Below are 26,220 nucleotides of genomic sequence, written 5' to 3'. Positions count from 1 at the left end.
TTTTCCGATGGACCCTGGCGCTTTTTGGTAATTGTATTGTATTTACATCCCAAAATGGTGTTTTGCCAGCTCTTTGAATTTCGCCTCATCAATGGTCTCCTTTGAGACCATTCCATCAGCCCATTGTGTAAAAGTGGTATTTGTTAATGTGATATTTCCCTTTTCGGTCAGCCGGGTCATTAATGGATTTTTGTTAAATGAAGACACTGGGTGTTCCTTGATAATTGTTTGGATTTCATACAAATTCTGCATATTTGTAATCGATTTCCTTGAATCAAAAGCATAGCCGATTTTCCAATTTGTATCTTTATGCTTCAATCTCATTTCCAGGACATAATCACCATGTTCAGTATTTACTTTCTTAATTCTAAATTCTCCATTATAAGATACTATGGTTTCACCTGATAATGGAACAGGCTTTAATGGTAAATTGCTGCCAAAACCTGTATCAATCAAATATGTTTGCTCCTCGTGTCTTATCAGAATCGTTACATGCGTTCTTCCAAGTTTTGTATAGTTTTGGGCAGCATGATTGTATACAACCCCGGTTGCTAAGGCTGCGTTAAAGCCATTTTCTATCAGGTAGAAATAGAAAAGTGGATTTAATTCGTAACAAAGTCCTCCTTCATTATTTTCTAACATTTTGTTTATCAAGTTTTCTCTTGTGATATCACGGGTTTTGTTTTCAATAATCGTTAAATTTTCGAATGGAATCGTTTGTGCTGTCCTTTCAAGAACGTCAGCTAATTTTTCAAAGGTAATGGTTTCGTTTTCTGGCATGCCAATTCTTTTATGAAATAGTGAATGCAGCTTTTTCATTACTATACCTCCACCTTTCGTACACTTTTATCGTTTTTTCATCTTCTCATCTAGCAGATTAAACACTTCGATTCATTGTTCATGTGGAAGATTCGCATACAAATCACCAACGCTCACTTCGTAAAAACTAGCATTATTTGTCGCTTCTCTTACATAGCTGGATAATCCGATGCCCGTTTCCCGACAGATTACTGTTAAAATTTGTTCCATTTCCTCTTTTGGTGCATCAAAATGAACATGAAACATATTTGAGACAGGTACCTGTGGTTTGGTGGAAACAGCATAACATTGATTATAGAATTGAGCGAGTTCTTTTGCTCCTTCATAGTACTGTTTCATTTTGCCAATCCGTCTTTCAAAGTAATAGTCTGCACTGAGGAAATAAGGATATAAACTAATTAAATCTCCACCATGGCGTCGTTTCCATACTTTTGATTTCTCAGTAAAGGCTTCATCCCCCGCAAGAATGGCTCCAGCAATCCCGCCGATACCTTTATAAAAAGAAATATAGACACTATCAAATAAACTGCAAATCTCAGCGGCCGACTTTTCGTAATACGGCAGGATTTCAAAGAGGCGCGCACCGTCCAAATGTAATATAATGCCTTTTTCTTTACAATAAGCGGCGATTGCTTCAAGCGTTTTATATTCAGGGAGCTGACCGCCAATCTCCCGTTGCGGCAATTCCAGCAATAGACAGGCGACTTCTTCCTCCATTCCCCTCACGTCTTCATATTCAATCACTCTGTTTTTATCTGCCATTAAAATGGATTCTATTTGATGCAATTCTTTTAACCCATCTTCCTCATGAATCTCCAAATGGCTCAACGGGTGATATGCTACCTTTTTTATCCCTTTATGATCACACCAAATGCGCAGGGCGATTTGCTGGGCCATCGTCCCGCTCGGAAAAAACACCGCCGAGTCTTTTCCTAAAATTGCGGCCATTTTCTCCTGGAATTCTTCAATTATTTTCCCCTTCCCATACATCTCACTTTCCAGTTGACCATCCAAGTCGTTGAATACATCTTTTAGAACCTGAACATTTCTAGCACCATGGCCATTCACTTGATATTTTGTCTGTTTAAACGCTTCTAGTAAACTATTTTTATCGCTCATTATTCCCGCTCCCTTCAAAACTGCAACCTCTGGATCTTAATCCTAATTTTACTATACGAGCTTGAATATTTGTTTTTATTCTCTCGGCATTTTTTTAAAATTGCGTTCGTAAATTATTTAAGTTTTTGTCATTTAACGGGAAAAAGCCCACCATTCTGAATGCAGTGGACCAATAATTGATAAAAATTATCACCTCTTCTAAGATATTAAGCCCTTAGCGCTCCAGCGACATCATAGCTACTAAAGTCAATTTCTGTTTCTTTTCCTAACACTAGTTTGGCCAGTTCTGCGCCGAGATATGGCCCACTTGTTAGTCCAGATGCCCCCAATCCATTTGCTATAAAAATCCCGTCATAATTTGGCAAAGCTCCTGCCACTGGAAGAAAACCCGGTGCAACCGGCCGGAAACCTACCCGTGTTTCAACAAAAGTGCTATTCGTAAGACCAGGAGCAGTCTCTAATACTTTGCCTAAAATCTCATTCACTCTGCCAGCGGTTACGCGGGGATCAAACCCGGCTTCGTTTTCGTGTGTTGAACCGACGATTACACGGCCATTGTCAAGTGTGAGCAGATATTGGTTATTGGGCGGCATGACAACCGGCCAAGAGGCAGTATCTGTCTCAGGTATTTCCAGGTGAACGATTTGCGCTTTTTGCGGTTTTATTAAAAAATCAACACCTAAAGGCTGGAGAAGTTCATTTGCCCATGCCCCTCCTGTAACAATCACCTGATCAGCAAACATGGTTTTATCCTCAAGTTTAATTCCAATAACACGATTTTGGCTAAACACAAGGGAAGCATTCCCTTTCAGAAAAGTAATCCCTTGCTTTATTGAATCGCGAATCAATGCTTTACATAAAGCCCTTCCATTTACGCGTGCACCGCCGCTAACGTAAACCGAACCAAATTCCTCTGATAACGGTGGAAAAAGTTCTTTTGTTTCTAAAGGCGATAAAATCTTAATCTCGCCAATTTCAGGTGCATCCTCCCGGCGTTTTTGTGCTCGTTTCGCCATTTGTTCTAGTTTATGAATATCAGTGTGAAGGCTTAACGCCCCTACCCGCTTATAACCTGTATCTTGTTCTCCGTTTGCTTCTAATTGCGCAATTAATTCCGGATAGTAACGAGCCCCGCCTTTTGCTAACCTGTACCACGCTTGATTGCGCCGCTGCGAAAGCCATGGACAAACAATCCCGGCTGCTGCGTCTGTTGCCTGTCCTGTGTCCTCGCGATCCACTAAGAATACCTCAGCATTTTGTTTTGCAAGATGATAGGCCGTTGATGCACCGAGAATTCCTGCTCCAATAATGATTATTTTTTGCATAGTACACCTATTCCCATGTATAATAGACTCCTCTTTTCAACTTCATCATATAATAAACCAATTTTCTTCGCGAAAAAAATGACTCATCAGCTCTTTTTATATTCATCATAAGCAAATTGCTTATACATTTTAACTAGATTGGTTACAATTCTAATAGAAATGGAGGAAACGATTATGATGCGTTTTTTTTCAATACTAGCATTATTGTTTATATTATATGTTTCTGGACCTTTTATTAAACAAAAGATAGAAAACTCCGAATACGGACCGGCAATTGGACACGTTGAAGCTAAAATAAATGATGTCAAAGATAACCCGGAAGTTCTAGCTGCAATTAATACTTTATCTGGAAAAATTCAACAATTATGGGAACAGCTTTATCTTAAGTTAAAAGATTTACCGCAGTCACAACAAAAGGAAAAACCGGCAGATAGAGAAAAATTAGCGTTAAAAACACCGGTTGAGCAAGTCTTTTCTATTCATAATGTTGAACTTGGAGAGACTATTGAAAATATTGAACACAATTTAGGTCAGGCAAACCGTGCTTCCCTTAACGAATATGGGGCTAAATGGTATGCCTACCACGACAACTACCGAGATTTTTTTATGATCATGTATGATGAAAAAAATAAAGCAGCAGGTCTTTACACAAACCAGGATTTAATAGCGTCTGCCAATGGAATTAAGTTAGGTAGCTCGAAAGAAAGTGTTCGAGCTACCTTGGGGGAACCACTTACCAAAATTCAAAAAGGTCTGATGATCTATCAATTACAGGAAAATAGCGACAATGATGTGTTCTTGCTTGATGGCGTTTATGTAACTATTTTTTACGATAAACACGAGAACAATACGGTTACAGCGATGCAATTGATCAATAAAGACACGGAACAAAAGAAACGCGAACTTTACACCGAGGCAAGTCCGGATTTGAAAGAAGGATTTGAATACCAGTTATTCGATTTAACGAATGCTTCACGCGTTGAACACGGGCTCCCAATCCTAACATGGGATAACGATGTCAAAGAAACAGCCCGTAAACATAGCACGGATATGGCAGTCAATCAGTATTTTGATCATACTAACCGTAAAGGTCAATCACCATTTGACCGAATGAAAGAGGATCATATCATCTTTCACTTGGCCGGGGAAAACCTGGCTTATGGACAATTTAGCAGCATCTTTGCCCATGAAGGTTTAATGAACTCACTTGGCCACCGGGAAAATATATTGCGCGATGGATATAAGTATTTAGGCGTAGGCGTTGCCTTTAATGATCAATCACAGCCCTACTATACAGAAAACTTTTATGCTAAATAAGAAAAAGTGCTAGGAACCTTTCGTTTGTTTGCAAGTTCCTGGCACTATTTTTTTCAACATAATTTCTGCCATATTCTTGTGTGATCAGGAATTGAACTTAGTTCGACAATTGAGTAGGCGGCATTCGAAATTGCTTGTGCCAACGTCTCCCCGGTTGAACAAATGTCATCAAAGCAAACCTTGGAAAATCCTTTTATTGAATAAGTAAATCCTAATTCTTCCAATCGCTTAACAATTAGCATTGCATGGTCAAGGTTTTGTTCTGGCTGAAATTCAGACTCATGAATGAAAATCCTCTTTTCATAATCATACCATCGATCCCATCTATTTAACTTCCAACCAAGTATTCTCCGTCCAATCGAGTCGATTTTTATCATGTCTTCTTCTCCTTTACTATTCCATTTACCATCTTTTTTGTTATACAACAGTTATTTTATATTATAGTAACCATATAACAGGATGAGATAAATTTTCATTATTTTTTTTAAAATTTTTATATAAACTTTGAAATATAGGAAAGAGCCCAATCTAAGAAAAGATTAGGCTCTTTAAAATCGTCAATATTAGATGTTATTTATCTTTTTGATCATTGGTCGCTCACGTGGAATGGATAATTGATCACTGCAGCGCTTGGCTGGCTGCTTAAATGGGGATTTAAATTGAAGCTATAATGGATGAAATACATATGAGGAGTTTCTCTTCATTTAACACGGATACTGTTCCTATTGTTTTCCCCACTTCTTATCACTTGCTTGTATTTGTCAATTAGTTGCTAGGAAAGGCCCATAGTTTTTTGAACACGTAAGATACTTTTCTTATTATTCCATGTCTCTTCTTTTAAAATTTCGATGCTGTCTTCTTGGTTCTTTAATTGTTCTTTAATTTCGCCAAAATCTTTAGCGTTTTGAAGTTTCATTTCACTTATTTCCGCCTTTAGAAATTCTTGCCCTGTCCTCAATGCACTTAAGATTCCACCATGCTCTTTTAAAGTTTCACCCTGGCCATCTAAGATACCACTGTGATCGTTCAAAATTTTACTGTGATTGTTCAAAATTTCGCTGTGCTCTTTCAAAATTTCACTGTGATCGTTCAAAATTTCGCTGTGATCGTTTAAAATTCTGCTGTGATCGTTCAAAATTTTGCTGTGATCGTTCAAAATTTCGCTGTGATCGTTCAAAGTACCTTCTACACGGTCTAGCTTATTAATTATTTTCTGTAGTAAGGTAAAAATCTGCTTCTCCATTTATTTCACCTCCATTCCAATGCCATTATTATATCACTAAATATCAGATTCTGCTTACTAATATAAGATATTTGTCGAAAAAGAAAAAAGATGTCAAATACGGAGGATGTCTGATACCTTTTTGGGAACCCTAACATTTCTGACAAAAAATAGTTTGCCGTCCTTTTGGTTCATTTTCCTCATAAAAAAGAACCTTCCACTCTCCAAATTCCGCCAGTAGCTCTCCTGGTTGTAGTTTATATTGATTAGATACGCCTTGATTTTCGTGCATTGGTGACATATAAAAGGTTTCCATGAAGAAATACCCATCCTCTTTAACGATTGACTTAACAACCGGAAATAGAGACCGATCAAGGTAATTCGTAATGACAACCAACCTAAAAGAATTCTTTTGCAAATGAAGGTTGGATATTTCCGTAAGATCACATAATTTGGGATAAATTGCAAGCTTTTGCTTTGCTACTATTTCATTGAGATATTTGACAGCCACATCAGATATATCGATTGCTTGTACTTGAAAGTTTAATCGTGCCAGGAACAGGCTGTTTCCACCAAGACCACAAGCAAGATCAAGAGCTGGACCTCCCGTCAAATAAGGACAAAGGGTTTTTAATCTGTCATTCGGTGCAGGTTCTTCCAGTTGATTAATTCGTTCTTTGTGTTTATGATTCCATTTAATTCTCGGATTCATTTGGTCACTCCTCGTATATGTATAAAAGGAATTCAAGAGTGCGGAATAACTAAATTCCGCACTTATCTCTAACATCCATTCTTATTGTTCGTTCATAAATGCTTCAATTTCCTCAACTGAACGGATTATATCCTTGGAAAGTACCTCGTGTCCGTCGTCGGTGACTAACACATCATCTTCAATTCGGATTCCGATTCCTTCTTCCTCAATATATAAACCTGGCTCAATCGTTAACACCATTCCAGGTTGTAGGATTAAATCCTTATAGCTGCCAACATCGTGCGTATCTAGACCAAGAAAGTGGCTGACTCCATGATAGTAATAATTTCCGATTTCATTTTCTTCCTTAATCAATCCAGCTTTAATGCACTCTTCGGCTAACACTTTCTTTGTATGCTCATTCAGTTTTGCAAAAGGGACACCCGGTTTTATCAGTGCTGTCGTTTCCCTTAGTGCTTTTAAAACAATGTTGTAAAAAGTTTTTTGTTTTTCAGTAAAAGTACCATTTGCAGGAAAGGTATAGCTTATATCCGCATTGTAATAGTTGTATTGGGCACCTAAATCAAGCAGGACAAGACTCTCGTTCTCAATTGCCGCATCATTTTTGTCATAATGAAGAATCGTGCCATTTTTACCGCTTGCGACAATTGTTGGGAAAGCATAATGTTTTACACCTTCTGACTTAAGTGTAAAATCAAAATAAGCCTCAAGTTGATATTCTTTCGTTGCTGCTTTCGCATGACTCATAAGGTTTTTTATACCTTTATAGGTAATTTCAATTGCCTTTTTGATCTTTTCGATTTCTTCAGGTGTTTTATAAACGCGCAGTTCACAAATTTCCGGATAAACATTTTTCATTTGCAGGTATGGGTAATTCGCCTGGATTTTAGCTGCAAATTGTTGTGCCTTCGTCGTAATTTGATCTAGCTCTCTTCTTTCAAGATCTAAATAAATATTCGTGAGCGAATTTGTAAAAAGAATTCGCGACAACAAAGATTCAAATTGTTCGATAAATTGGATATTCCCGATTCCAGAAACTTCGGCAGCCTCTTCTTTTGAGATAGATTTACCAATCCATTTTTCTAATACAGGATCTGATTTTTCGATAAAAAGATATTCTTCTACTTGATTTTTTGTTTTAAGGGCAAAAAAGATAAGATTTGGTTCGTCAATTCCTGTTATGTAATAAAAATTTCGATTTGGTACAAATCCGTAAGCTTCATCTGCCGATTTTTGCGGTGCCTTTCCAGCAAACAAAACAAGCAGTGAACGGTCTTCAAGCTTCTCATATAAACGATTTCGATTATTTTCGTAAAAATCCTTACACATTTCATTACCTCGCTTCTAAATATTTTAAGTTACTGGTTTAACTATACTATACTATTAATACTCGAAATATTATTAATTATTTATTATCAAGCGATTGATTACCAAAAAACCTCGCTACATGCAAATTCATGTATCCGAGGCTTTTTAGATTTTTATTTTGCTAATCGATATATTTGATAGACATCGGTCTCATATAACTTGATAAAGTTGCCTAATGGTCCGTTTTCTGTTGCCTTTTTAGCCATTTCCTCTAGGTGTTCTTCACCAATTTCAGCCTCTTTGAGGGTAATCGGCATGCCAATGGACTTAAAGAATTCTTCTGTTTTCTTGATCCCGGCCAATGCGGTTTTTTCTAAATTGTTCATATCAATTTCGATATTCCATACTCGGTTGGCAAATTGAACAAAACGATTGACGTCATGTTTATATACATACTTCATCCACGCCGGAAAAATAATGGCTAAACCGGCTCCATGTGCAATATCGTAAATACCGCTTATTTCATGCTCGATATCGTGGCTTCCCCAATCTCCAATTCTTCCAGTCCCTAACAAATCATTATGCGCAATTGTCCCAGACCACATAATCTCAGCTCTTGCATCATAATTTGTTGGCTCCTCTAAAACAGTGTGAGCATTATGGATAATCGCTCTTAAGGCAGCTTCACATAAGCGGTCAGTTAGATCCACATTTTTTTCATTTGTAAAGTATCTTTCTAAAATATGTGCCATCATATCGGTAATACCGCAGGCAGTTTGATAGGCTGGCAATGTGTATGAAAGCTCCGGATTTAGGATGGCGAACTGTGGCCTCATTGTATTATGACCTGATGATTTCTTATACCAGCCATCCTCGTTTGTAATAACAGTGCCTGAACTCGATTCACTGCCGGCCGCTGGGATCGTCAGCACAACACCAATTGGCAAACACTCGGAAATTGCTGCTTTCCCAGTAAAGAAGTCCCATACATCCCCGTCATACTTTGTTCCGGCTGCAATCGCCTTGGCAGAATCAATTACACTCCCGCCGCCTATAGCGAGAATAAAGTTGATATCATGCTCCTTGCAAAGGGCAACACCTTCTCGAACTAGACTTACTCGAGGATTGGGCTGAACTCCGCCTAACTCAATGATTTCAATTCCCTGGTCCTGCAATGACTTCACAACCGTGTCATATAAGCCGCTTTGTTTAATGCGGCCCCCACCGTAATGAAGAAGAAGTTTTTTTCCGTAAACAACGGCTTCTTGCCCGACTAATTGCTCTTTTTGCTTGCCAAAAATAATCTTCGTACTGTTTTGAAAAATAAAATCCTGCATACTAACACCCCCATGCCTATCTTAAACCATTTTTCGAAAAAAAACACTATTCACTACGCTTTGTGAGCATAGAACCAAGAGAATTTATATTATCTTACTATTCTTGCAGCTGCTCAAACACGAAAAAAGCCGGCTAAGGACCGCCGACTTCTGTTCATACCTATTAAATATTCTCCTATTATTTCTCCATCATTAATTTTAAAATAAGATCATCCGTTTGCTTCGTTCCTTCATTTCCGAGTTTGCAGAAGCTTTCGATACTTTTTTCGACGTCGTCGTGAATAAAACCATCGGTTGATTTTATTTCTTGGTGGTTCAGAGCCAACAAAGCTGATTGGACAGCGACATTAGAACAAGTCGACACTTTCATGGCACAACCTGCCTTAGCCCCATCGCAAATCATACCGGATACGTTTCCGATTGTATTTTGAATTGCTGCTTTAATTTGCTGAAGACCCCCGTCAAGCAAATAAACAATTGCACCACTCGCACCCATTCCAGCTGCCGTAACACCGCATAAAGCAGAAAGGCGGCCAAATTTAGATTTGATATGAATCGTGATTAGATGACTTAAGGCAACCGCGCGGATCATCTTCTCCTCGGATACTTGCAGCTTTTCTGCCGCGGCAACAACAGGAAGTGTAACAGCAATACCCTGATTTCCACTCCCCGTATTCGCCATAACCGGAAGTGTCGAACCAGCCATTCTGGCATCAGAGCCAGCGGCAGCTAGTGACATGGCCACAGTAGCTAAATCATCGGATAGAATTCCTTTTTTTACATTTTCCTTAATCGTTTTCCCAACATTTAGACCATAATCACCAGAAAGCCCTTCTAAGCCAATCCTTTTATTTAATTCGATACTCTTTTTTATAAGCGTTAAGTCGTTAAGATCCGCCGTTAAAGCCCACTCATAGATTTCATCAATTGTAAGTGCTTCTAATTCCTCTTCATCTGTTTGGATTCCGATATTTTCACATCCGCCCAGGTACACTGCTTTACCGTCTACCTCGATTAAAGTGATATTGCTATGATTATCCGAGATCACTACTTTTGCAGTCTTCTGATCTGTTTCCACAATGACTTCAATATAAAGTCTTTTTGGTGAATCCGCTTGGCCGGCAGTTACCTTCCCCGCCTCAATTAACGTTAATGCCGACTGCTGATCCTCCATTGTGAGCCCATCTAATATCTCCAATTTCTTTTCCGGGTCTCCAGCTGCCGCTCCGAGGGCAGCCGCGAATTCTAGACCCTTAGCTGACATGCCGGGAATCCCAACGGATTTTGCATTTTTAATGATATTTCCACTAGCTTTTACCGTTATTGATTGTATTTGTCCATTTACATAGCTCTTTGCCGTTGCGGCAGCTAAGCAAATAGCTACTGGTTCAGTGCAGCCAAGGGCAACAACTAATTCTTTCTCCAAAACAGTTAATATTTTATGTTTTCCCATTTTGCCCCCCTGGTAAAAATAACTTTTCTAACATTTTATCACAATAACACCAAAGGTCCTCAGTTATTTTCTTCCTATTATTCATAATTGGGCTCAAGATCACGGAGGTTAATAACATTAAGAATGTATTTTATCAAGTGGTGCATGTAATAGCGCGGGGATAATCTTCTTGAAATATTAAAAGAAGAAGGCAATCATTTAGATTACCTTCTTCTCATTGGCATGCTCTAAACCATTACGAATCCGATCCCTTTGAGCTAATTTTAATAAATTCGGCAAACAAATTATTCATGGACTGGTTTGAACTTGCCATCGATTCAGGATGCCACTGAACCCCAATCATAAATGCGGCCGGATTAATATACTCTACAGCTTCTATGATCCCGTCGGATGACTGAGCGACAATTCGTAAATCGGTTGCTACAGTTTCGATTGATTGATGATGAAGACTATTAACTCTTATACGTTCAGAACCTACAATTTGAAATAATTTGCTATCTTTGGAAATAGTCACCCAATGGGAATCCCTGTATCTTTCTATCTTTTGAGTGTGTTGGATCGAGTCTTTGACTTGACTTGGGATATCCTGGATTAATGTTCCACCTAGGGCTACATTCAATATTTGAATACCTCTGCAAATCGCAAGCAGTGGAATCTTGTTCATAATGGCGTATTCCACGATGGTTAACTCTACTAAATCCCTCTCTAGAATGACCTGACCTAGCTGAGGGTGTGGTTCCTGATTGAAAAATTTTGGATCGACGTCCTCTCCCCCACTGAGAATAATTCCATCGCATATTGGCAGTGTTTCCAAAGACACATCAGGGTTAATGAAAGGAAGGATAATCGGTATACCGTCATTTGCGGCAATACTTCGATGATAATCATGATGCACATATACCCCTTCCATATTTTTGTTATGGTTTATATATGCACCCGTTATGCCAATAATCGGTTTTTTCTTCATGATTTTTCCCCCTAAGGAATTTTCCTGTACCTTTTTAATATAGGGGATTTCTACTACTATGTACATTTATTTTATAAGTGCCTTATTCAAATCCTCAATAAAAGCGGCTACCTTGTCCTCTTTTGTTGCCCAAGAGGTAACAAGGCGAATCGCCGAATGATCGGCATCAACTTGTTCCCAAACATGAAAAGAATACTTCCTTTGAAGTTCGGTAATCAGTGCATTCGGCAGGATTGGAAAAATTTGATTGGATGGTGATTCCGTCAGAAATGGAATTTTCGCATCACTTATTTCAGTCCTAAGCAATTCTGCCATCTTGTTGGCATGCGAAGCCAAGTCAAAGAACAGATTGTCGCGGAATAGTTCAAGAAATTGTATCCCCAACAGTCTCCCTTTTGCAAGCAGTGCACCCTTTTGCTTTAAATGATAACGAAAATCTTCTTTAAGAGCATCACGACAAATCACTAACGCTTCCCCTATGAGTGCCCCATTCTTGGTTCCGCCAATATAAAAAGCATCCACAAGTCTTGGTAGGTCACTTAGTAAAATGTCGTTTTCTGCGGAACAAAGCGCTGATCCTAATCTCGCACCATCCATAAACAAAATAAGCTGGTTTTCGTCGCAGAAATTCCTTAATTGCACCAGTTCATCTTTCTTATAAATCGATCCTATTTCTGTCGAATTTGAAATGTAAACGAGCTTCGGCTTCACCATGTGCTCATCTGGATGTGCATTTAGTACAGCTTGCAATTGTGCCGGAGTCAGTTTTCCATCTTCTGCTTCAATTGAAAGGATTTTATGTCCAGTTGCTTCGATTGCACCCGTTTCATGACCCAGTATATGGCCAGTACTTGCGGAAATCGCTGCTTCATGCGGTCTTAAGAAAGCTGAAATAGCGGTTAAATTCGTTTGTGTTCCGCCTGATAATAGATGAATATCAACATCAGTACGCCCGATTGTTTCCTTTAATAATTCTATTGCTTTTCGGGTAAATCGGTCTTGCCCGTAGCCCTCCTCCTGCTCGAAGTTGGATTCCACTAAAGCATTCAATATTCTAGGATGTGCGCCTTCGCTATAATCGTTCTTAAAGCTGTACATTAGAAATAGCCCCCAGTTTATTTTTTTACATTGTATCATTATTTTTATTAAAACATAGCTATCTACCACTCGGCGAATTTCTAGCGGCAACATTGCAAAGTATGAATACTTACACTGTTTTGCAATCAAATAAAGAAGACACCATCCAATTTTATGGATAGTGCCCAATCCAGTTTCAAGTTGAACAATTATGTTATAGAGATACCATCCACTGTTCCAATTATTTTTTAGTAATTTTGTAATTTTTATGGTTAACGATCGTCGTAAGTGGTTCATCTTTGGCTTTTGAAAAACCGTATTGGACTATTACGGAATTTTCCCTAATGCCTGAAACGACACCTTCGAGGGTTTTTCCCTCACGTTTAAACGAAATCACATCGCCAATTTTTGCCGTGGTCATCCAATCACCTCGCAATTATAATCTCCAAAAAGGCTTAAGAAATACAATGAATAGTAATTAAAAATTGTTTAAGAATTCTCTAACTTGATCTTGTGTTTTGGCGTTGGCACTATGTAAATGAGCTAATTTTTCGCCATTTTTAAATACTAATAAGGACGGAATCCCCATAACATTTTGTTCCTCAGAAATTTCCGGAAACTCATCACGGTCAATTTTTATCCACTGTTTGTCTTGATTCTCTTCAATAACTTCATCGATGAACATCGCTAACCGTTTGCAGTCCGGACACCATGTGGTGGTAAAGATGCCTACTGTCAATTCATCGTTTGCGATTTGATCCCGATATTCTTGTTCTGTTTTGACTTCCCTCATATTCTATCTCTCCTGCTTCGTGGTAGTGTTTTTATGCTAGTCTTAGATTAAAATCATTTAACCTGGAAAGCAAGGATTTAATCCTTAATTTGAATAAGTATAATTATTTAATTAATCCCTCTTCTTGTAAAAATTGCTTGGCAACATCTTTAGCGCTTTTACCGTTGACATTTACTTGATAATTCATCTCGCGCATTTGATCATCCGTTATTTTTCCCGCAAGCTTATTTAAAGCAGCTTTGATTTCCGGATATTTTTGCACCGTTTCCTTTCTTAATAATGGTGCCCCTTGGTAAGGAGGAAAAAGATGCTTATCATCCTCTAAAACAAATAGGTTATATTGCCTTAATTCACTATCTGTTGAGTACGCATCAACCAAATCAATATCCCCTGATTTAATCGCATTGTAGCGGAGTTTCGGCTCCATCGTAATGACGTTAGCAAATTCGATGCCATAAAGTTTTTGAATCCCGCGATATCCATCCTCACGATCGGCAAACTCCAGGGTAAAACCGGCCTTTATGCTGCTGCTCCTAAATTGCAAATCAGAAATTTTCGTTAAAGCCTCGCTATCAGCCAAAGTCTTTGGAACCGCTAAGGCATACGTGTTGTTGTAACTCATTGGTTCTAACATTTCCATATCATACTTTTTTAACATGCCAGTTCGTGCTTGGTCATATACCTGGGCACTGTCCGTGCTTTCAGCCGTTTCTTTTAAAAATTCCGAAATCGCCGTTCCGGTAAATTCAGGGTACACATCAATACTGCCTGACTTTAACGCATTAAAAACAAACGAAGTTTTACCGAGACCAGGCTTAAGGTCGACCTTTAGGTCTGTATCTTCCTCGATAAGCAATTTATACATGTTTATCAAAATTTCTGGCTCAGAACCAAGTTTTCCGCCGATGACAATTTGTTTTTGGTCATGGCTTGTAATCGACGGAATCGTAATGGTAAGGAGTGCTGCCGCTCCGATTACGACAAAAGTAATCAAGGTCTTTTTGAAAGATATTCGTTCAAATTGCCGCAAGCATATATCAATAAGAATGGCAAGAACGGCTGCTGGGATTGCACCAAGAATAATCAATGCTGAATTATTTCTGTCAATTCCGAGAAGAATTATGTCTCCTAATCCTCCAGCGCCAATAAGAGCCGCCAATGTTGCTGTTCCGACAATTAACACCATTGCCGTTCGAATTCCCGCCATTATCACCGGCGTGGCAAGCGGAAGTTCTACTTTTACTAATCTTTGTCTACTGTTCATCCCCATCGCTCTTGCTGCTTCGATAAGCGAGGGATCTACTTCTTTGATACCGGTATATGTATTTCTAAGAATAGGAAGAAGTGCATAAATCACTAAAGCTATGATGGCGGGCACTTTTCCAATGCCAAACAAAGGAATTAATAGACCTAATAGAGCTAATGATGGGATTGTTTGCAGAATGGCGGTAATGCCAATAATCCCTTCAGCAATCCTTTGCTTTTTTGTCAAATAAATCCCGAGTGGAATCGCAATCAGGATGGCAAAAAATAAGGCAATAAGAGAAAGTTCAATATGCTCGAACAAGGCACTCCACAATTGCGATTGTCTTTCTTTGAAAACATCTGCAAATTTATCCATTCCCGATACCTACTTCCTGCAAACCTTCCGCCATATATTGTAAAGCCGTTTGCCTTGTGATCATTCCAACGATTTGCCCTTCTTTTGTCACTGACAAGCGTTCGTGCTCAGTTAATAACATAAGTGCCTCTCTTAATGAGGCTGATACCGGAATAGTTACTGAAGATGTTGCCACACTATCGCTGGTTATGAGTTGCTCAATGATGTCTTCCAACCGGATATTATCCTTGACTGCAGCTGAGTGCGTCCCGACAAAATCTCGGACAAAATCATTGACCGGGTTCTCGATAATTTCTTTAGGGGTTCCAACCTGCACGATTTCTCCATCCTTCATGAGGCAAATTCGATCTCCAAGTTTGATTGCTTCCTGCATATCATGGGTAACGAAAACAATCGTTTTATTAATTTTTCGCTGCAGTTCAAGGATATCATCCTGTAATTTTTCCCTGCTGATTGGGTCAAGTGCACTGAATGGTTCGTCCATTAATAAAATTCCGGGATTCGAGGCTAGGGCACGTATCACGCCAATTCGCTGCTGCTCGCCGCCAGAAAGTTCTTTCGGTTTCCGGCCCCGATATTTTTCTGGCGGCAGTCCCACCATTTCCATCAATTCATCGGTTCGCTGCCGAATCTTCTCATTGTTCCATTTTTTCAATTCTGGAACTACTGCAATATTTTCTGCAATCGTCATATGGGGAAACAGCGCAATTTGCTGAAGGACATAACCCATGTTCCAACGAAGCTCGTGGATGTTGTAGTCACTAATTTTTTTATCATCAACAAAAATGGTACCGTCAGTTAATTCAATTAGTCGGTTCATCATTTTGAGCAGCGTGGTTTTTCCGCAGCCGCTAGGACCAATTATGACAAAAAACTCCCCATCATTAATTTTCAGATCAAGGGGCTTGATCGCAGCGTTACCGTCTTGGTATCGCTTTGTTACCTTTTCAAAGCGGATCATTCTCTCACTCCTCAAATTGCCTGGTCAGGCTGGAAATCATCGCCATTCAGGGGAAATTTACTCTTTCTACTAAGATAACAGGTATTTGATTGTTGGGCAAAAGAAAACACCGCCTTCATTAATCCTTGACCAGATTATTCATCAAATTCTGGTTTGAATAGATCTTCACCCGATTTTAAAATAAGGTATTTTCCTGTTTAGCTTAATCTTTTCCTAGCATTTTTGAACTATTTCTGATAATTCATAAAAATTAATTTTGACAATTTTGTGAACAAAGGGAATAATATATAGAAAGGGGATGAGAAATGTGGTATCAAATACAAAAATCTTGAATAGTGTGAAGGTTTCTGGAAGTGTTTTACTAGCAATTGGAATGTTAACTTTTTTCTATAGTTTATTTGCAAACGGTTCCAGTAGTTTAATTGGTATTTCCATCGGGATCATTATGGGCGCCGTTTTCATCTTTCTAATGGGTGTGTTTTTCGTTGCAACAGAAGAAATGCTGAAAACATCAGATAAAGGCATTCATTTAGAACCAACTAATAAAAATTAGGAGCGTCATGACAATGACGCTCCTTTTTCGTTGCTCTATTAAATATAACCCCAAATCATGCACAATAATGTACCGAAAACGGTGACCAACGCAATAATTAGTCCGTAATAGACGTTCGTATATATAGCTCCCTTATCCTTCGTTTCACCAGCATGCATGAATACTACAAGCTGTACGGCAGCTTGAATGAAAGCAGTAACAAGGAGAATGGTCATGCCAGTTGTTATGGTCATGTCTAAAAAATATACAGCCATTGCGATTGTAGTAAGGAGGATTGAAAAGACAAACCCCATCACCTGCTTCATCGGGAATAATTCTTTCATGTTTACATCATTCCTTTCAGATAGACGAAGCTGAAAATAAAGATCCATACAACATCTAAGAAATGCCAGTAAAGCGAAAAGATAAATGATTTATTCGCTGTTTCAGGGGTTAACCCGCGCTTTTTCACTTGCAAAATGATGAATAATCCCCAGAATAAGCCAAATGTTACGTGCGCTCCATGTGTGCCTAATGTCGTTAAGAGTGCAGCAGTGAAGGCACTGGTTTGCAGACCTGCCCCAATGTGTACGTAATGAACAAACTCAAAGATTTCAAAACTTAAAAACCCAAGACCTAGCAGCAATGTAATGGTAAAGAATGCCAGCATTGCTTTCTTATTCCCGATCCGCATCGCATGGATGCCAAGACCTATGGTAAAGCTACTTGTTAACAGCAATATGGTTTCAATTAGGACGGGAGTGATTTCGAAAATCTCTGCCCCTGTTGGCCCTGTTCCCGTACGGTCCACTAATGTGAAATAGGCTGAGAAAAGCGTTGCAAACAGCATAATTTCTGCGCCAAGGAAAATCCAAAATCCCAAGATTTTATTACTATTTTCATCCGTACTATATTCAAGTGGCAGCGAGTTATCTATTTTCATTTGTTAAGCACCTCGCAAATTATTTTCTGTCTCTTCGATTTCATCAACGGAAATGTAATGACCGTGATCTTTTTCAAAAGAACGAAGTCCCATACATACAAAAATTCCGATTGTGGTCAAAATAAGTGGTATCCATAAGCTGAATACAAAGGAAAATCCCCAAACAAAGAAAATACAACTCATGATAAACGGTACACCGCTATTATTTGGCATATGGATTTTTTCATATTCACCTGGAAACAATTCATGACCATGTTTTTTTGCATCCCATAATGCTTCAGATGATTTCACATGCGGCAAGATGGCAAAATTATATGAAGGCACTGGCGTATGTGTTGCCCATTCTAATGAACGTGCATTCCATGGATCTGCTGAAATATCCCTTGAAGCGTAGCGAGTGCTGTAGTAGATATTGTATACGATTAACGCAAACCCTACAGCAAGCCCTGCTGCACCAATAAACGAAACCATATTCCACGGTCCAAATCCAGTTGATTCGGAATAAGTGTACATCCGGCGTGCCTGCCCATCCAAGCCAGAGAAAAACATAGGGATAAATGCCAATAAGGTACTCATGGAAATAACCCATGCAGACAACTTACCGATTTTTTCATTTAACATAAACCCAAACATTTTTGGCCAATAGTACGTAAGGCCAGCCAACATGGCAAATACAACACCAGGAATAATTACCATGTGGAAGTGAGCAACTAAGAACATCGTATTATGGTACTGATAATCTGCAGCTGACATACCAAGCATAACCCCTGTTACCCCGCCAATTGTGAAGGTCGGAATAAACAACAGTGCATATAGCATTGGTGTCGTTACCTCAATTTTCCCTTTCCAAAGCGTGAACAGCCAGTTAAACAGTTTCACACCTGTCGGTACAGCTATCGCCATGGTCGTTATCGAGAAGATACTATTTGTTAAGGCCCCTTGACCCATAGTAAAGAAATGGTGCGTCCAGACTAAGAATGATAATAGGGAAATGATCACCATTGAGCCGACCATTGATTTATATCCATAAAGGTTTCTACGAGCAAAGGTTGAGATTACCTCACTGTAAATCCCGAATGCCGGTAAAATTAAGATATACACCTCGGGATGTCCCCAAACCCAGAAGAAGTTCGCCCAAAGCATATCCATGCCGCCATTCGTCGTTGTAAAGAAATGCGTCCCAAATAAACGATCCATTGTTCCCATTGCCAGTAATACGGTTAATACTGGGAAAGCAAAAACGATGATCGCATTCGTTACTAATGAAGCCCACGTGAACATCGGCATTTTCATTAATGTCATCCCTGGTGCTCTCATTTTTAGAATGGTCGTGATAAAATTGATCCCAGTCATTAAGGTCCCGATACCGGCAATTTGAATTGCAATCATATAATAATTCGTCCCTACCGATTCACTAAAATCGGTACCTGCCAGCGGGAAATACGAAGTCCAGCCGGCGTCAGGTGAGCCTCCGATAACAAAAGAAATGTTGAAGAGCATTGCACCCATAAAAAACAACCAGAAACTTAAGGCATTTAAACGCGGGAACGCTACGTCGCGCGCGCCTATTTGTAATGGCACAACAAAGTTCATTAATGCCATAATAAATGGCATCGCCATAAAGATAATCATGACGACTCCGTGTGTAGTGAAAATTTCATTATAGTGCTGAGCATCTAGCAGTTTGTTATCAGGAACAGCCAGCTGTGCCCGCATCATAATTGCGTCCACCCCACCGCGGAATAACATTAAAAGTGCAGAGATTAAATACATAATCCCAATCCGTTTATGGTCAACAGTTGTTAACCATTCTTGCCATAGATAACCCCACTTTTTAAAATAAGTTACCCCGGCGATGATTGCGATAACTGTTAGACCAATAGCAACCATCGAGGCATAAATCACAGGACTTGGATTTGGGATGGCAAAGCGATCAAAGAAATCCATACTAATTTGACTCCTTTCAGGAGAATTTTTTTCCAATCGTTTCAAACATTTAAACTATTAATGGTGATGATGTTCTGATTCTGAACTAGTTTCACTTGCTTTTTCATCTTTTTCCATGTTCATAGAATGACCTGAACCATGGTTGTGTCCGCCATGTTCCCCTTCAGGTGGTGGCAAAAATCCTAAATGGGTTCCAGTATACGTGGACTGCCCGAGGTGACCCGGTTTAAGTAATTCGGTAAATTTGTCTTCTGTCAAAGGTTTTGCGGTTTTCTTAACCTCTTTAACCCATTTATCAAATTCAGTCTCAGACATCGCCTTTACATTAAACGTATTTTCAGCGAAGCCCTTCCCGCTAAAGTTCGCATTACGCCCCATATATTCACCTGGAACATCTGCTGCTAAGTGCAGCGTGTTGACCATGTCAGACATCGCGTATTTTTGTCCTCCAAGCTGAGGAATCCAGAAACTCGTGATTGGTCCATAGGAATAAAGCTTAAATTCAATTGGCCGGTCTGTTGGAATGTACAAATAATTAACTGTTTCAATGTTTTCTTCCGGATAACTAAAATGCCATTTCCAATTGGAGGAGGATGCGTAAATTATTAATGGTTCTTTATCACCATACCCCGCCGGTTTCGCTTCAACTTTATAGTTACTTTGAACAGATACAAATGAGAGGAAAATGACTATTAGTACTGGAATTCCTACACAAATTGTTTCAACTAGCAAACTCCCTTCAATATGGGGAGGCTCATAATCTTTACTTTGTTTCGATGCACGATATTTTGTCAGCATAAATATCAGGATACCAAAAACGGCCAGAACAATAATCGACATAATTCCGATTGACAGCATAATGTCCTTGGCTTGTGTGGCTGCCTGCGGTCCTTTAGGATCCAAAACCTTTAATGGTTCACAACCCGTTAGCACAGTGGCTATAGTAAAAAGAAGTGACAATAAAGCCCATTTCATTTTTTAGTAATTCCCCTTTCTATTATTCTAGAAAACCTTTTTTAAATTAATATGTGATATAAATCACACTCTTGGATATATCTTAATACCAAATCGTTAGAAAGGACACCTCCAAATGAAATGTGTCACCGAATGTTCATATTCACCTATTCAGAATAGAATTATTGGGCAAATTATTAGCTTTTTGGATGGAAATTTACTATCATAGAGAGTTTTGGTATTCGATAAACCACGAAAAGGATGGCTAATATCAGGATAACAATTACAAAGGCACCATCCAATTTTGGATGGTGCCTGACACTTTATTCTCTTTCAACAGTGGTTTATTATTATTTCATCATTTTCCATCTACTACTTCTTTCAGAATTTCATACGAACGTTTTTGGTTATTAGGATCGTAAATATAGGACACAGCCATGATTTCATCTACGTTATATTTTTCTTGAAAACGGTTCAACTGTTGTTTGACTGTCTCTTTGCTTCCCAATAATGTCACACTTGACATCGATGCGGCCATTTCTTTTTCCATTGGATTCCAAAGCTCATCCATGTTTTCAACGGGCGGCTGTAACGGATTCCGCGAACCACGTACCACATTCAGGAAAAATTGGTGCTTCGTTGTTGATAACCAGTTGGCTTCATCATCTGTCTCCGCTGCAATGACATTTAAACAGACCATCATATATGGTTTGTCTAAAAACTCTGACGGCTGGAAGCGGTCACGATAAATCGAAATCGCTTCTTCCATGAATCTTGGTGCAAAATGGGCGGCAAATACATAGGGAAGACCCATTCTTGCTGCCAAATAAGCGGAATCCGTGGAAGAGCCAAGGATATAAATCGGAATATTTGTGCCAACACCTGGATAGGCTCTAACATAACTTTGCTGTTCTTCCGGACCAAAATAGGTAAGTAATGACTTAACATCATCTGGAAATGTATAAACAGAATCATTTTTCGAGCGTCTTAGGGCATTGGCTGTCATCATATCGGTGCCAGGTGCGCGGCCTAGACCTAGATCGACACGATTCGGATAAATCGTGGCCATCGTACCGAATTGTTCAGCTACCACTAACGGAGAATGGTTAGGAAGCATAATCCCGCCAGATCCAACACGAATGTGATTGGTATGCTCTAATGTATGTTTAATCAAGATTGACGTTGCTGAACTGACGAGCGTCGGAGAGTTATGATGCTCCGCAATCCAATACCGTTGATACCCCATTTTTTCGGCTGCTTGTGCAAGATCCACCATTGCTTCAATGGATTGTTTGGAATTCTGCCCCTCCCGTATCGGAGCTAGATTTAAGACAGAGACGGGTATATGAATGTTTGCCATTTAAATTTGTCCTTTCATTAAAAAGATTACTTTTATAGTAACAATTGAAATACAGGAAACAAACTTAAATGCTTATGGAATCAAATTCAGTCCTTGGATATTACCAAATTCACCATTTTAACTATTTCACCATATTCCTATTCGACTCCTGAATAGGTACATGTTTTGGGCGTTCCGGATAGGATGCCTTACCTTCATCGTCAGGACCAGTCAAGTTATTTCTTTGGTCCAGGACCTTTCCTGTATACTCAATTGGATTTTTCTTTGGCATTATTTTCACCTCTACAATTTAAAAAATGGCTATCTTATCCTTTTTTATTCACACTAGCTATTCCTTCCTTGATTTTTCAGCCTTCTCTCTGCTTCACTCATAATTGGGTTATTCTTAGGTTGACTTTTTCTTAACGCCTTTTTCAATTCTACAGTGGCATCATCGTTCGTGTTATATTTCTGATCCATGCTATTCCCTCCTATTTGTACTTATTATGAACTTAAACAAATTGTTCATTCTTTCATGGCTTTAAACACTTTCTTTTAAATATGTTTGTAAAAATTGATACAATAGGAATATACAACCATCATATGAGGAGTAATAATGGAGAAGGAAAATAAGGATAATAACCAAGAACAGTTGGATGAAGAAATGGATTGGGATGCCTTCTTTGCAGGTGAAGAGCCTCAAGAATGGGAGAAAGAAAAAGCACAAAGAAAAAGGCGGAAAAGAGTAATCGCTAAAATAATTAGTTCACTACTCGTGTTTGCCTTATTAATAAGTGGATTAGGAATGTGGTTTGATGTCTTTAATCTCCCGGCAATCCGTTTTATTGAGGTGTCAAATAGGCTTTCGAAAAAACCTGAAGTAAGGGAATACAAAAAATCTGTTGTAACCCTTGAATGGAATGGGATAAAAGGAACAGGCTTTACTATCGCTTCCAATGGGTTAATCGTAACAAATGCACATGTCGTTGAAAATACAGAAAGAGTAAATGTACATTTAAGTACAGGGGAATCCTTTGTTGGACAGGTCATCGCAAATCATCCAGAAATTGATCTTGCGATTGTTGTTATCGAGGCGAAAAACCTCCCCGTTCTGCCGCTTGCTATTGAAAAAGAGTGGGAGCAGCAAAAAGGCGAGAAAATTACCTTTATTGGCAACCCGCTAGCCTTTACCCAAATAGCGAATGAAGGCACGATTGTCGGTAAAGTCATGTTAAAAGACTTGGATGCTCCGGTTATGATGATTAAGGCACCCATCTATAAAGGCAATAGTGGAAGTCCAGTTATAAATCAAAATGGAGAAGTAATAGGTGTCATCTTCGCCACGATACAGGACCCTACTATTGAAACAAAAGAAACTCTTGGGGCTGCAATACCTTCCTTTTACATACAAAAAATCCTGGATGAAATCAACTGATGAGGGGACAGGCATCTTGTCCCCCTTCTATCCATTGACATTAATCATAAACCATGATATCATTTATCTCGAATTAAAGATATTTGAAATCAAGGCAGTTGCTTATGCGAATTTATTAACTGCTTTGGTCCTAGATTCACTATTTCCTGAGTAGTGAACAGGCACAATTGGAATCATATAAATACACAAAAATTGAGATTAATTGGAGGAGATAAAATGAACGAACTAAAAGGAATTCACCATGTTACAGCGATTACAAGCAGCGCTGAAAAGAATTATCAATTTTTCACGTATGTTTTAGGGATGCGTTTAGTAAAGAAAACGGTCAATCAAGATGACATTCAGACCTATCATTTATTTTTTGCTGATGATGCTGGCAGCCCCGGAACTGATATGACTTTCTTTGATTTTCCTGGCATTCCTAAAGGTGTCCATGGGACGAACGAGATTTCAAAAACTTCTTTCCGTGTACCAAGTGATGCTGCCATCGAATATTGGCTAAAACGGTTTGATCGTTTAGAAATCAAGCATACCGGTATTAAAGAACAATTCGGTAAAAAGACGCTGTCTTTTGTCGATTTTGATGACCAACAATACCAATTGATTTCAGATGAAAATAATCAAGGGGTTGTGAGCGGTACGCCATGGCAAAAAGGACCGATTCCATTAGAATTTGCCATCACTGGATTAGGACCCATCTTTGTTCGCGTGGCAAATTTTGATTACTTTAAAGAAATGATGGAAAAAGTTCTGTTATTTAAAGAAATTAATCAAGAAGGTTCTTTTCATTTATTTGAAGTGGGTGAAGGAGGAAATGGAGCCCAAGTGGTTGTCGAATATAATGCAGTTCTTCCTTCATCCCAACAAGGTTTTGGTACCGTTCACCATGCTGCCTTCCGTGTTGAAGATCGTACAGTTTTGGAAGAATGGATGAAACGGATAGAAGGCTTCGGGTTTGGTACCTCTGGATTTATTGACCGTTTCTTCTTCGGGTCATTATATGTTAGAGTGGCACCGCAAATTTTATTTGAATTTGCGACAGACGGACCCGGATTTATGGGAGATGAACCGTATGAAACACTCGGAGAGAAATTATCCCTGCCTCCATTCTTAGAACCAAAACGAAATCAAATTGAGAAATTTGTCCGCCCGATTGATACCGTAAGAAGTACAAAAGAGTTAGTGAAAGAATACAATTAAACTTAGTTAATCCAAATAAAAAAGCCCACTGGGCTTTTTTATTTTGGCTAATAGAAAAGTGCAACTATGCCTCTGTCTTCGCCCTAACGGGCTCGCCAATTGGCGAGTTTTCTTTATCTCCTCCCCCCTTTTTTCTTTGACATCCTTTTAAAAATAATGTACATTACCAATGTACGAACGTTTTTTATTAAAAATTACTTAAATATTCGTGTTTAGGGGTGCGGTTTATGGAAAATGTATTTGATTACGAAGATATTCAGTTGATTCCAGCAAAATGTATAGTAAATAGCCGATCTGAGTGTGATACAACTGTAACATTGGGCGGCCATAAATTTAAATTACCCGTTGTGCCAGCAAATATGCAGACAATCATCGACGAAAAGATATCGGTATATTTAGCGGAAAATGGCTACTTCTATGTGATGCATCGTTTTGAACCAGAAAAGCGCATAGCTTTTATTAAAGATATGAAATCCCGCGGATTAATTTCCTCAATAAGTGTTGGCGTCAAAGCGGAAGAATATCTATTCATCCAGCAATTAGCAGAAGAACAACTTTCGCCTGAATTCATTACCATTGATATCGCACATGGTCATTCCAACGCTGTGATTGATATGATTAAGCATATTAAGAAGCATTTACCGCAAAGCTTCGTTATTGCTGGAAATGTCGGCACTCCTGAGGCAGTAAGAGAACTAGAACATGCCGGTGCAGATGCAACCAAAGTGGGCATTGGACCTGGAAAAGTATGTATCACCAAGATTAAAACAGGCTTTGGAACGGGCGGCTGGCAATTGGCGGCACTACGTTGGTGTGCTAAGGCAGCAAGTAAGCCTGTTATTGCTGACGGCGGGATTCGGACCCATGGAGATATCGCCAAATCCGTCAGATTTGGCGCCACTATGGTCATGATTGGATCCTTATTTGCTGGACATGAAGAGTCACCAGGAGAAACCGTTGAGAAAGATGGCAAGCTCTATAAAGAATACTTTGGTTCGGCATCGGAATTTCAAAAAGGTGAAAAGAAAAATGTTGAAGGCAAAAAAATGTTTGTCGAGTACAGGGGTTCTTTAAACGATACTTTGATTGAAATGGAACAAGATTTGCAATCTTCTATTTCGTATGCTGGAGGAAATAAATTAGAATCCATCCGTAATGTTGATTATGTCGTCGTTAAGAATTCCATCTTTAACGGGGATAAGATATATTAATAATCATAAATTTTAACTAGATGAGCGGTACTTTGATACCTGCTCATCTTTTTTCTTTCTCAACAATAGAGACGATATTCATTTTTTATCCCATTTTATGGAATTGATTTTTTTAAAAAGTTTGTTATAATTATAAGTTGTTAACTTTATTGAGGGGGAACAATAATAATATGTCAGTAGAAGTCGGCAGTAAAGTCCAAGGAAAAGTAACAGGAATCACTAATTTTGGAGCGTTCGTTGAATTGCCTGGAGGCTCCACAGGTCTTGTCCATATCAGTGAGGTTGCAGAAAGCTATGTAAAAGATGTTAATGACCATCTCAAGATTGGCGATCTGATTGAAGTAAAGGTGATTAGTGAGAAAGACGGAAAAACTGCCTTATCGATAAAAAAAGCAATAGATAGGCCCGAGGGACAATCCTCTTCTTATTCACAACGCCCGCCGCGGCAAGGAAGAGTGGATAGTCGTTCAAAAGACTTCCGTTCAAAAGGAAGTTTCAAACCAAAAGAAAATTTCGAAGATAAGATGGCTAAGTTTTTAAAAGCAAGTGAAGAAAATCTATCTAGCCTCAAGCGAAACACAGAAACAAAAAGAGGCGGTAGAGGCGGAAGACGCGGGTAACCCGTTCC

At 39.0% G+C, this 26,220-nt stretch carries 28 protein-coding genes; 6 read left to right on the top strand and 22 right to left on the bottom strand.

What is annotated here, in order from left to right; genetic code table 11:
* Positions 1 to 42 precede the first annotated feature (42 nt).
* From AA980_RS20550 to AA980_RS20540, 3 genes are all read right to left on the bottom strand, one after another.
* The gene (locus tag AA980_RS20550; protein WP_024028201.1) at positions 43 to 819 is read right to left on the bottom strand and encodes an arylamine N-acetyltransferase family protein; all 777 of its coding nucleotides are present in this window, start codon (positions 817 to 819) and stop codon (positions 43 to 45) included.
* Positions 820 to 891: 72 nt separating this feature from the next.
* The gene (locus AA980_RS20545; protein WP_024028202.1) at positions 892 to 1,938 is read right to left on the bottom strand and encodes a threonine aldolase family protein; all 1,047 of its coding nucleotides are present in this window, start codon (positions 1,936 to 1,938) and stop codon (positions 892 to 894) included.
* 206 nt (positions 1,939 to 2,144) lie between these two features.
* The gene (locus AA980_RS20540; RefSeq protein ID WP_024028203.1) at positions 2,145 to 3,263 is read right to left on the bottom strand and encodes an NAD(P)/FAD-dependent oxidoreductase; all 1,119 of its coding nucleotides are present in this window, start codon (positions 3,261 to 3,263) and stop codon (positions 2,145 to 2,147) included.
* A gap of 174 nt (positions 3,264 to 3,437) precedes the next feature.
* Between AA980_RS20540 and AA980_RS20535 the strand changes: the two genes are divergently transcribed.
* Positions 3,438 to 4,580, top strand: coding sequence for a CAP domain-containing protein (locus AA980_RS20535; protein WP_024028204.1), 1,143 nt, complete (start codon positions 3,438 to 3,440; stop codon positions 4,578 to 4,580).
* 53 nt (positions 4,581 to 4,633) lie between these two features.
* Here AA980_RS20535 and AA980_RS20530 read toward each other — a convergent pair whose 3' ends face one another.
* The 12 genes from AA980_RS20530 to AA980_RS20475 all read right to left on the bottom strand — a co-directional run bounded on the left by AA980_RS20530 (position 4,634) and on the right by AA980_RS20475 (position 16,031).
* On the bottom strand, positions 4,634 to 4,957 hold the full coding sequence (locus AA980_RS20530) for a BC1872 family protein (RefSeq protein ID WP_024028205.1): 324 nt from the start codon (positions 4,955 to 4,957) through the stop codon (positions 4,634 to 4,636).
* A gap of 395 nt (positions 4,958 to 5,352) precedes the next feature.
* Positions 5,353 to 5,823, bottom strand: coding sequence for a hypothetical protein (locus AA980_RS20525; RefSeq protein WP_024028206.1), 471 nt, complete (start codon positions 5,821 to 5,823; stop codon positions 5,353 to 5,355).
* A gap of 130 nt (positions 5,824 to 5,953) precedes the next feature.
* Positions 5,954 to 6,514 (bottom strand): class I SAM-dependent methyltransferase, encoded by a 561-nt coding sequence (locus tag AA980_RS20520; protein WP_024028207.1) that lies wholly within the window; start codon positions 6,512 to 6,514, stop codon positions 5,954 to 5,956.
* Between the two features lie 81 nt (positions 6,515 to 6,595).
* Complete coding sequence (locus tag AA980_RS20515; RefSeq protein WP_024028208.1) at positions 6,596 to 7,843, bottom strand: aminopeptidase P family protein; 1,248 nt, start codon at positions 7,841 to 7,843, stop codon at positions 6,596 to 6,598.
* Positions 7,844 to 7,995: 152 nt separating this feature from the next.
* Positions 7,996 to 9,159 (bottom strand): iron-containing alcohol dehydrogenase, encoded by a 1,164-nt coding sequence (locus tag AA980_RS20510; protein ID WP_024028209.1) that lies wholly within the window; start codon positions 9,157 to 9,159, stop codon positions 7,996 to 7,998.
* A gap of 178 nt (positions 9,160 to 9,337) precedes the next feature.
* The gene (locus tag AA980_RS20505; protein ID WP_024028210.1) at positions 9,338 to 10,612 is read right to left on the bottom strand and encodes an L-cysteine desulfidase family protein; all 1,275 of its coding nucleotides are present in this window, start codon (positions 10,610 to 10,612) and stop codon (positions 9,338 to 9,340) included.
* Positions 10,613 to 10,847: 235 nt separating this feature from the next.
* Positions 10,848 to 11,579 carry a gamma-glutamyl-gamma-aminobutyrate hydrolase family protein gene (locus tag AA980_RS20500; protein ID WP_024028211.1) on the bottom strand — a complete coding sequence of 244 codons (732 nt, stop codon included), beginning with the start codon at positions 11,577 to 11,579 and terminating at the stop codon, positions 10,848 to 10,850.
* Between the two features lie 66 nt (positions 11,580 to 11,645).
* A complete protein-coding gene (locus AA980_RS20495) occupies positions 11,646 to 12,677 on the bottom strand; it encodes a threonine aldolase family protein (protein ID WP_024028212.1) in 1,032 nt (343 codons plus the stop codon).
* 220 nt (positions 12,678 to 12,897) lie between these two features.
* Positions 12,898 to 13,077: a DUF2187 family protein gene (locus tag AA980_RS20490; protein ID WP_047771960.1), complete on the bottom strand. Its 180-nt coding sequence runs from the start codon at positions 13,075 to 13,077 to the stop codon at positions 12,898 to 12,900.
* A 57-nt stretch (positions 13,078 to 13,134) separates the two neighbouring features.
* Positions 13,135 to 13,449 (bottom strand): thioredoxin family protein, encoded by a 315-nt coding sequence (locus tag AA980_RS20485; RefSeq protein ID WP_024028214.1) that lies wholly within the window; start codon positions 13,447 to 13,449, stop codon positions 13,135 to 13,137.
* A gap of 103 nt (positions 13,450 to 13,552) precedes the next feature.
* A complete protein-coding gene (opuFB, locus tag AA980_RS20480; RefSeq protein WP_024028215.1) occupies positions 13,553 to 15,070 on the bottom strand; it encodes an osmoprotectant update ABC transporter permease/substrate-binding subunit OpuFB in 1,518 nt (505 codons plus the stop codon).
* On the bottom strand, positions 15,063 to 16,031 hold the full coding sequence (locus AA980_RS20475) for an ABC transporter ATP-binding protein (protein WP_024028216.1): 969 nt from the start codon (positions 16,029 to 16,031) through the stop codon (positions 15,063 to 15,065). The genes opuFB and AA980_RS20475 overlap by 8 nt, the downstream gene beginning before the upstream one ends.
* Positions 16,032 to 16,338: 307 nt before the next feature.
* Between AA980_RS20475 and AA980_RS20470 the strand changes: the two genes are divergently transcribed.
* The gene (locus AA980_RS20470; RefSeq protein WP_024028217.1) at positions 16,339 to 16,584 is read left to right on the top strand and encodes a hypothetical protein; all 246 of its coding nucleotides are present in this window, start codon (positions 16,339 to 16,341) and stop codon (positions 16,582 to 16,584) included.
* Positions 16,585 to 16,622: 38 nt separating this feature from the next.
* Here AA980_RS20470 and qoxD read toward each other — a convergent pair whose 3' ends face one another.
* The 7 genes from qoxD to AA980_RS28080 all read right to left on the bottom strand — a co-directional run bounded on the left by qoxD (position 16,623) and on the right by AA980_RS28080 (position 22,226).
* The gene (gene qoxD / locus AA980_RS20465; RefSeq protein ID WP_024028218.1) at positions 16,623 to 16,907 is read right to left on the bottom strand and encodes a cytochrome aa3 quinol oxidase subunit IV; all 285 of its coding nucleotides are present in this window, start codon (positions 16,905 to 16,907) and stop codon (positions 16,623 to 16,625) included.
* Positions 16,908 to 16,909: 2 nt separating this feature from the next.
* The gene (gene qoxC, locus AA980_RS20460; RefSeq protein ID WP_024028219.1) at positions 16,910 to 17,506 is read right to left on the bottom strand and encodes a cytochrome aa3 quinol oxidase subunit III; all 597 of its coding nucleotides are present in this window, start codon (positions 17,504 to 17,506) and stop codon (positions 16,910 to 16,912) included.
* A 3-nt stretch (positions 17,507 to 17,509) separates the two neighbouring features.
* A complete protein-coding gene (gene qoxB, locus AA980_RS20455) occupies positions 17,510 to 19,453 on the bottom strand; it encodes a cytochrome aa3 quinol oxidase subunit I (protein ID WP_024028220.1) in 1,944 nt (647 codons plus the stop codon).
* Positions 19,454 to 19,510: 57 nt separating this feature from the next.
* Positions 19,511 to 20,428 carry a cytochrome aa3 quinol oxidase subunit II gene (gene qoxA, locus AA980_RS20450; protein WP_024028221.1) on the bottom strand — a complete coding sequence of 306 codons (918 nt, stop codon included), beginning with the start codon at positions 20,426 to 20,428 and terminating at the stop codon, positions 19,511 to 19,513.
* A gap of 337 nt (positions 20,429 to 20,765) precedes the next feature.
* Entirely contained in the window at positions 20,766 to 21,767 is a 1,002-nt protein-coding gene (locus AA980_RS20445; protein ID WP_024028222.1) for an LLM class flavin-dependent oxidoreductase, read from the bottom strand.
* 121 nt (positions 21,768 to 21,888) lie between these two features.
* Positions 21,889 to 22,038: a hypothetical protein gene (locus tag AA980_RS27335; protein ID WP_156351180.1), complete on the bottom strand. Its 150-nt coding sequence runs from the start codon at positions 22,036 to 22,038 to the stop codon at positions 21,889 to 21,891.
* Positions 22,039 to 22,091: 53 nt separating this feature from the next.
* Positions 22,092 to 22,226 (bottom strand): hypothetical protein, encoded by a 135-nt coding sequence (locus AA980_RS28080; protein WP_268926637.1) that lies wholly within the window; start codon positions 22,224 to 22,226, stop codon positions 22,092 to 22,094.
* 136 nt (positions 22,227 to 22,362) lie between these two features.
* On the opposite strand from AA980_RS28080, the gene AA980_RS20440 reads away from it, so the two are divergent.
* From AA980_RS20440 to AA980_RS20425, 4 genes are all read left to right on the top strand, one after another.
* A complete protein-coding gene (locus tag AA980_RS20440) occupies positions 22,363 to 23,181 on the top strand; it encodes a S1 family peptidase (protein ID WP_024028223.1) in 819 nt (272 codons plus the stop codon).
* A gap of 216 nt (positions 23,182 to 23,397) precedes the next feature.
* Positions 23,398 to 24,381: a ring-cleaving dioxygenase gene (locus AA980_RS20435; protein ID WP_024028224.1), complete on the top strand. Its 984-nt coding sequence runs from the start codon at positions 23,398 to 23,400 to the stop codon at positions 24,379 to 24,381.
* A 227-nt stretch (positions 24,382 to 24,608) separates the two neighbouring features.
* Positions 24,609 to 25,592, top strand: a complete 984-nt coding sequence (gene guaC, locus AA980_RS20430; protein ID WP_024028225.1) for a GMP reductase — start codon at positions 24,609 to 24,611, stop codon at positions 25,590 to 25,592.
* Between the two features lie 170 nt (positions 25,593 to 25,762).
* A complete protein-coding gene (locus AA980_RS20425) occupies positions 25,763 to 26,212 on the top strand; it encodes a S1 domain-containing RNA-binding protein (protein ID WP_024028226.1) in 450 nt (149 codons plus the stop codon).
* Positions 26,213 to 26,220: the final 8 nt, after the last annotated feature.

Origin of the sequence: Neobacillus vireti (assembly GCF_001026695.1) — a bacterium.
Taxonomy (GTDB): domain Bacteria; phylum Bacillota; class Bacilli; order Bacillales; family Cytobacillaceae; genus Neobacillus; species Neobacillus vireti.
Note: the sequence above shows the minus strand (reverse complement) of the source record. Positions and strands in the feature narration are given on the sequence as shown.

Bases quoted from the DNA above. Each gene is read 5' to 3' on its own strand.
- qoxC (WP_024028219.1), bottom strand. From the start codon at position 17,506: ATGAAAATAGATAACTCGCTGCCACTTGAATATAGTACGGATGAAAAT.
- AA980_RS20550 (WP_024028201.1), bottom strand. From the start codon at position 819: ATGAAAAAGCTGCATTCACTATTTCATAAAAGAATTGGCATGCCAGAA.
- AA980_RS20485 (WP_024028214.1), bottom strand. From the start codon at position 13,449: ATGAGGGAAGTCAAAACAGAACAAGAATATCGGGATCAAATCGCAAAC.
- AA980_RS20510 (WP_024028209.1), bottom strand. From the start codon at position 9,159: ATGCAGGATTTTATTTTTCAAAACAGTACGAAGATTATTTTTGGCAAG.
- AA980_RS20500 (WP_024028211.1), bottom strand. From the start codon at position 11,579: ATGAAGAAAAAACCGATTATTGGCATAACGGGTGCATATATAAACCAT.
- AA980_RS20535 (WP_024028204.1), top strand. From the start codon at position 3,438: ATGATGCGTTTTTTTTCAATACTAGCATTATTGTTTATATTATATGTT.
- qoxD (WP_024028218.1), bottom strand. From the start codon at position 16,907: ATGAAAGAATTATTCCCGATGAAGCAGGTGATGGGGTTTGTCTTTTCA.
- AA980_RS20495 (WP_024028212.1), bottom strand. From the start codon at position 12,677: ATGTACAGCTTTAAGAACGATTATAGCGAAGGCGCACATCCTAGAATA.
- AA980_RS27335 (WP_156351180.1), bottom strand. From the start codon at position 22,038: ATGCCAAAGAAAAATCCAATTGAGTATACAGGAAAGGTCCTGGACCAA.
- opuFB (WP_024028215.1), bottom strand. From the start codon at position 15,070: ATGGATAAATTTGCAGATGTTTTCAAAGAAAGACAATCGCAATTGTGG.
- AA980_RS20525 (WP_024028206.1), bottom strand. From the start codon at position 5,823: ATGGAGAAGCAGATTTTTACCTTACTACAGAAAATAATTAATAAGCTA.
- guaC (WP_024028225.1), top strand. From the start codon at position 24,609: ATGGAAAATGTATTTGATTACGAAGATATTCAGTTGATTCCAGCAAAA.
- AA980_RS20505 (WP_024028210.1), bottom strand. From the start codon at position 10,612: ATGGGAAAACATAAAATATTAACTGTTTTGGAGAAAGAATTAGTTGTT.
- AA980_RS20520 (WP_024028207.1), bottom strand. From the start codon at position 6,514: ATGAATCCGAGAATTAAATGGAATCATAAACACAAAGAACGAATTAAT.
- AA980_RS28080 (WP_268926637.1), bottom strand. From the start codon at position 22,226: ATGGATCAGAAATATAACACGAACGATGATGCCACTGTAGAATTGAAA.
- AA980_RS20425 (WP_024028226.1), top strand. From the start codon at position 25,763: ATGTCAGTAGAAGTCGGCAGTAAAGTCCAAGGAAAAGTAACAGGAATC.
- AA980_RS20515 (WP_024028208.1), bottom strand. From the start codon at position 7,843: ATGTGTAAGGATTTTTACGAAAATAATCGAAATCGTTTATATGAGAAG.
- AA980_RS20445 (WP_024028222.1), bottom strand. From the start codon at position 21,767: ATGGCAAACATTCATATACCCGTCTCTGTCTTAAATCTAGCTCCGATA.
- AA980_RS20475 (WP_024028216.1), bottom strand. From the start codon at position 16,031: ATGATCCGCTTTGAAAAGGTAACAAAGCGATACCAAGACGGTAACGCT.
- AA980_RS20545 (WP_024028202.1), bottom strand. From the start codon at position 1,938: ATGAGCGATAAAAATAGTTTACTAGAAGCGTTTAAACAGACAAAATAT.
- AA980_RS20440 (WP_024028223.1), top strand. From the start codon at position 22,363: ATGGAGAAGGAAAATAAGGATAATAACCAAGAACAGTTGGATGAAGAA.
- AA980_RS20435 (WP_024028224.1), top strand. From the start codon at position 23,398: ATGAACGAACTAAAAGGAATTCACCATGTTACAGCGATTACAAGCAGC.
- AA980_RS20540 (WP_024028203.1), bottom strand. From the start codon at position 3,263: ATGCAAAAAATAATCATTATTGGAGCAGGAATTCTCGGTGCATCAACG.
- AA980_RS20530 (WP_024028205.1), bottom strand. From the start codon at position 4,957: ATGATAAAAATCGACTCGATTGGACGGAGAATACTTGGTTGGAAGTTA.
- qoxB (WP_024028220.1), bottom strand. From the start codon at position 19,453: ATGGATTTCTTTGATCGCTTTGCCATCCCAAATCCAAGTCCTGTGATT.
- AA980_RS20490 (WP_047771960.1), bottom strand. From the start codon at position 13,077: ATGACCACGGCAAAAATTGGCGATGTGATTTCGTTTAAACGTGAGGGA.
- qoxA (WP_024028221.1), bottom strand. From the start codon at position 20,428: ATGAAATGGGCTTTATTGTCACTTCTTTTTACTATAGCCACTGTGCTA.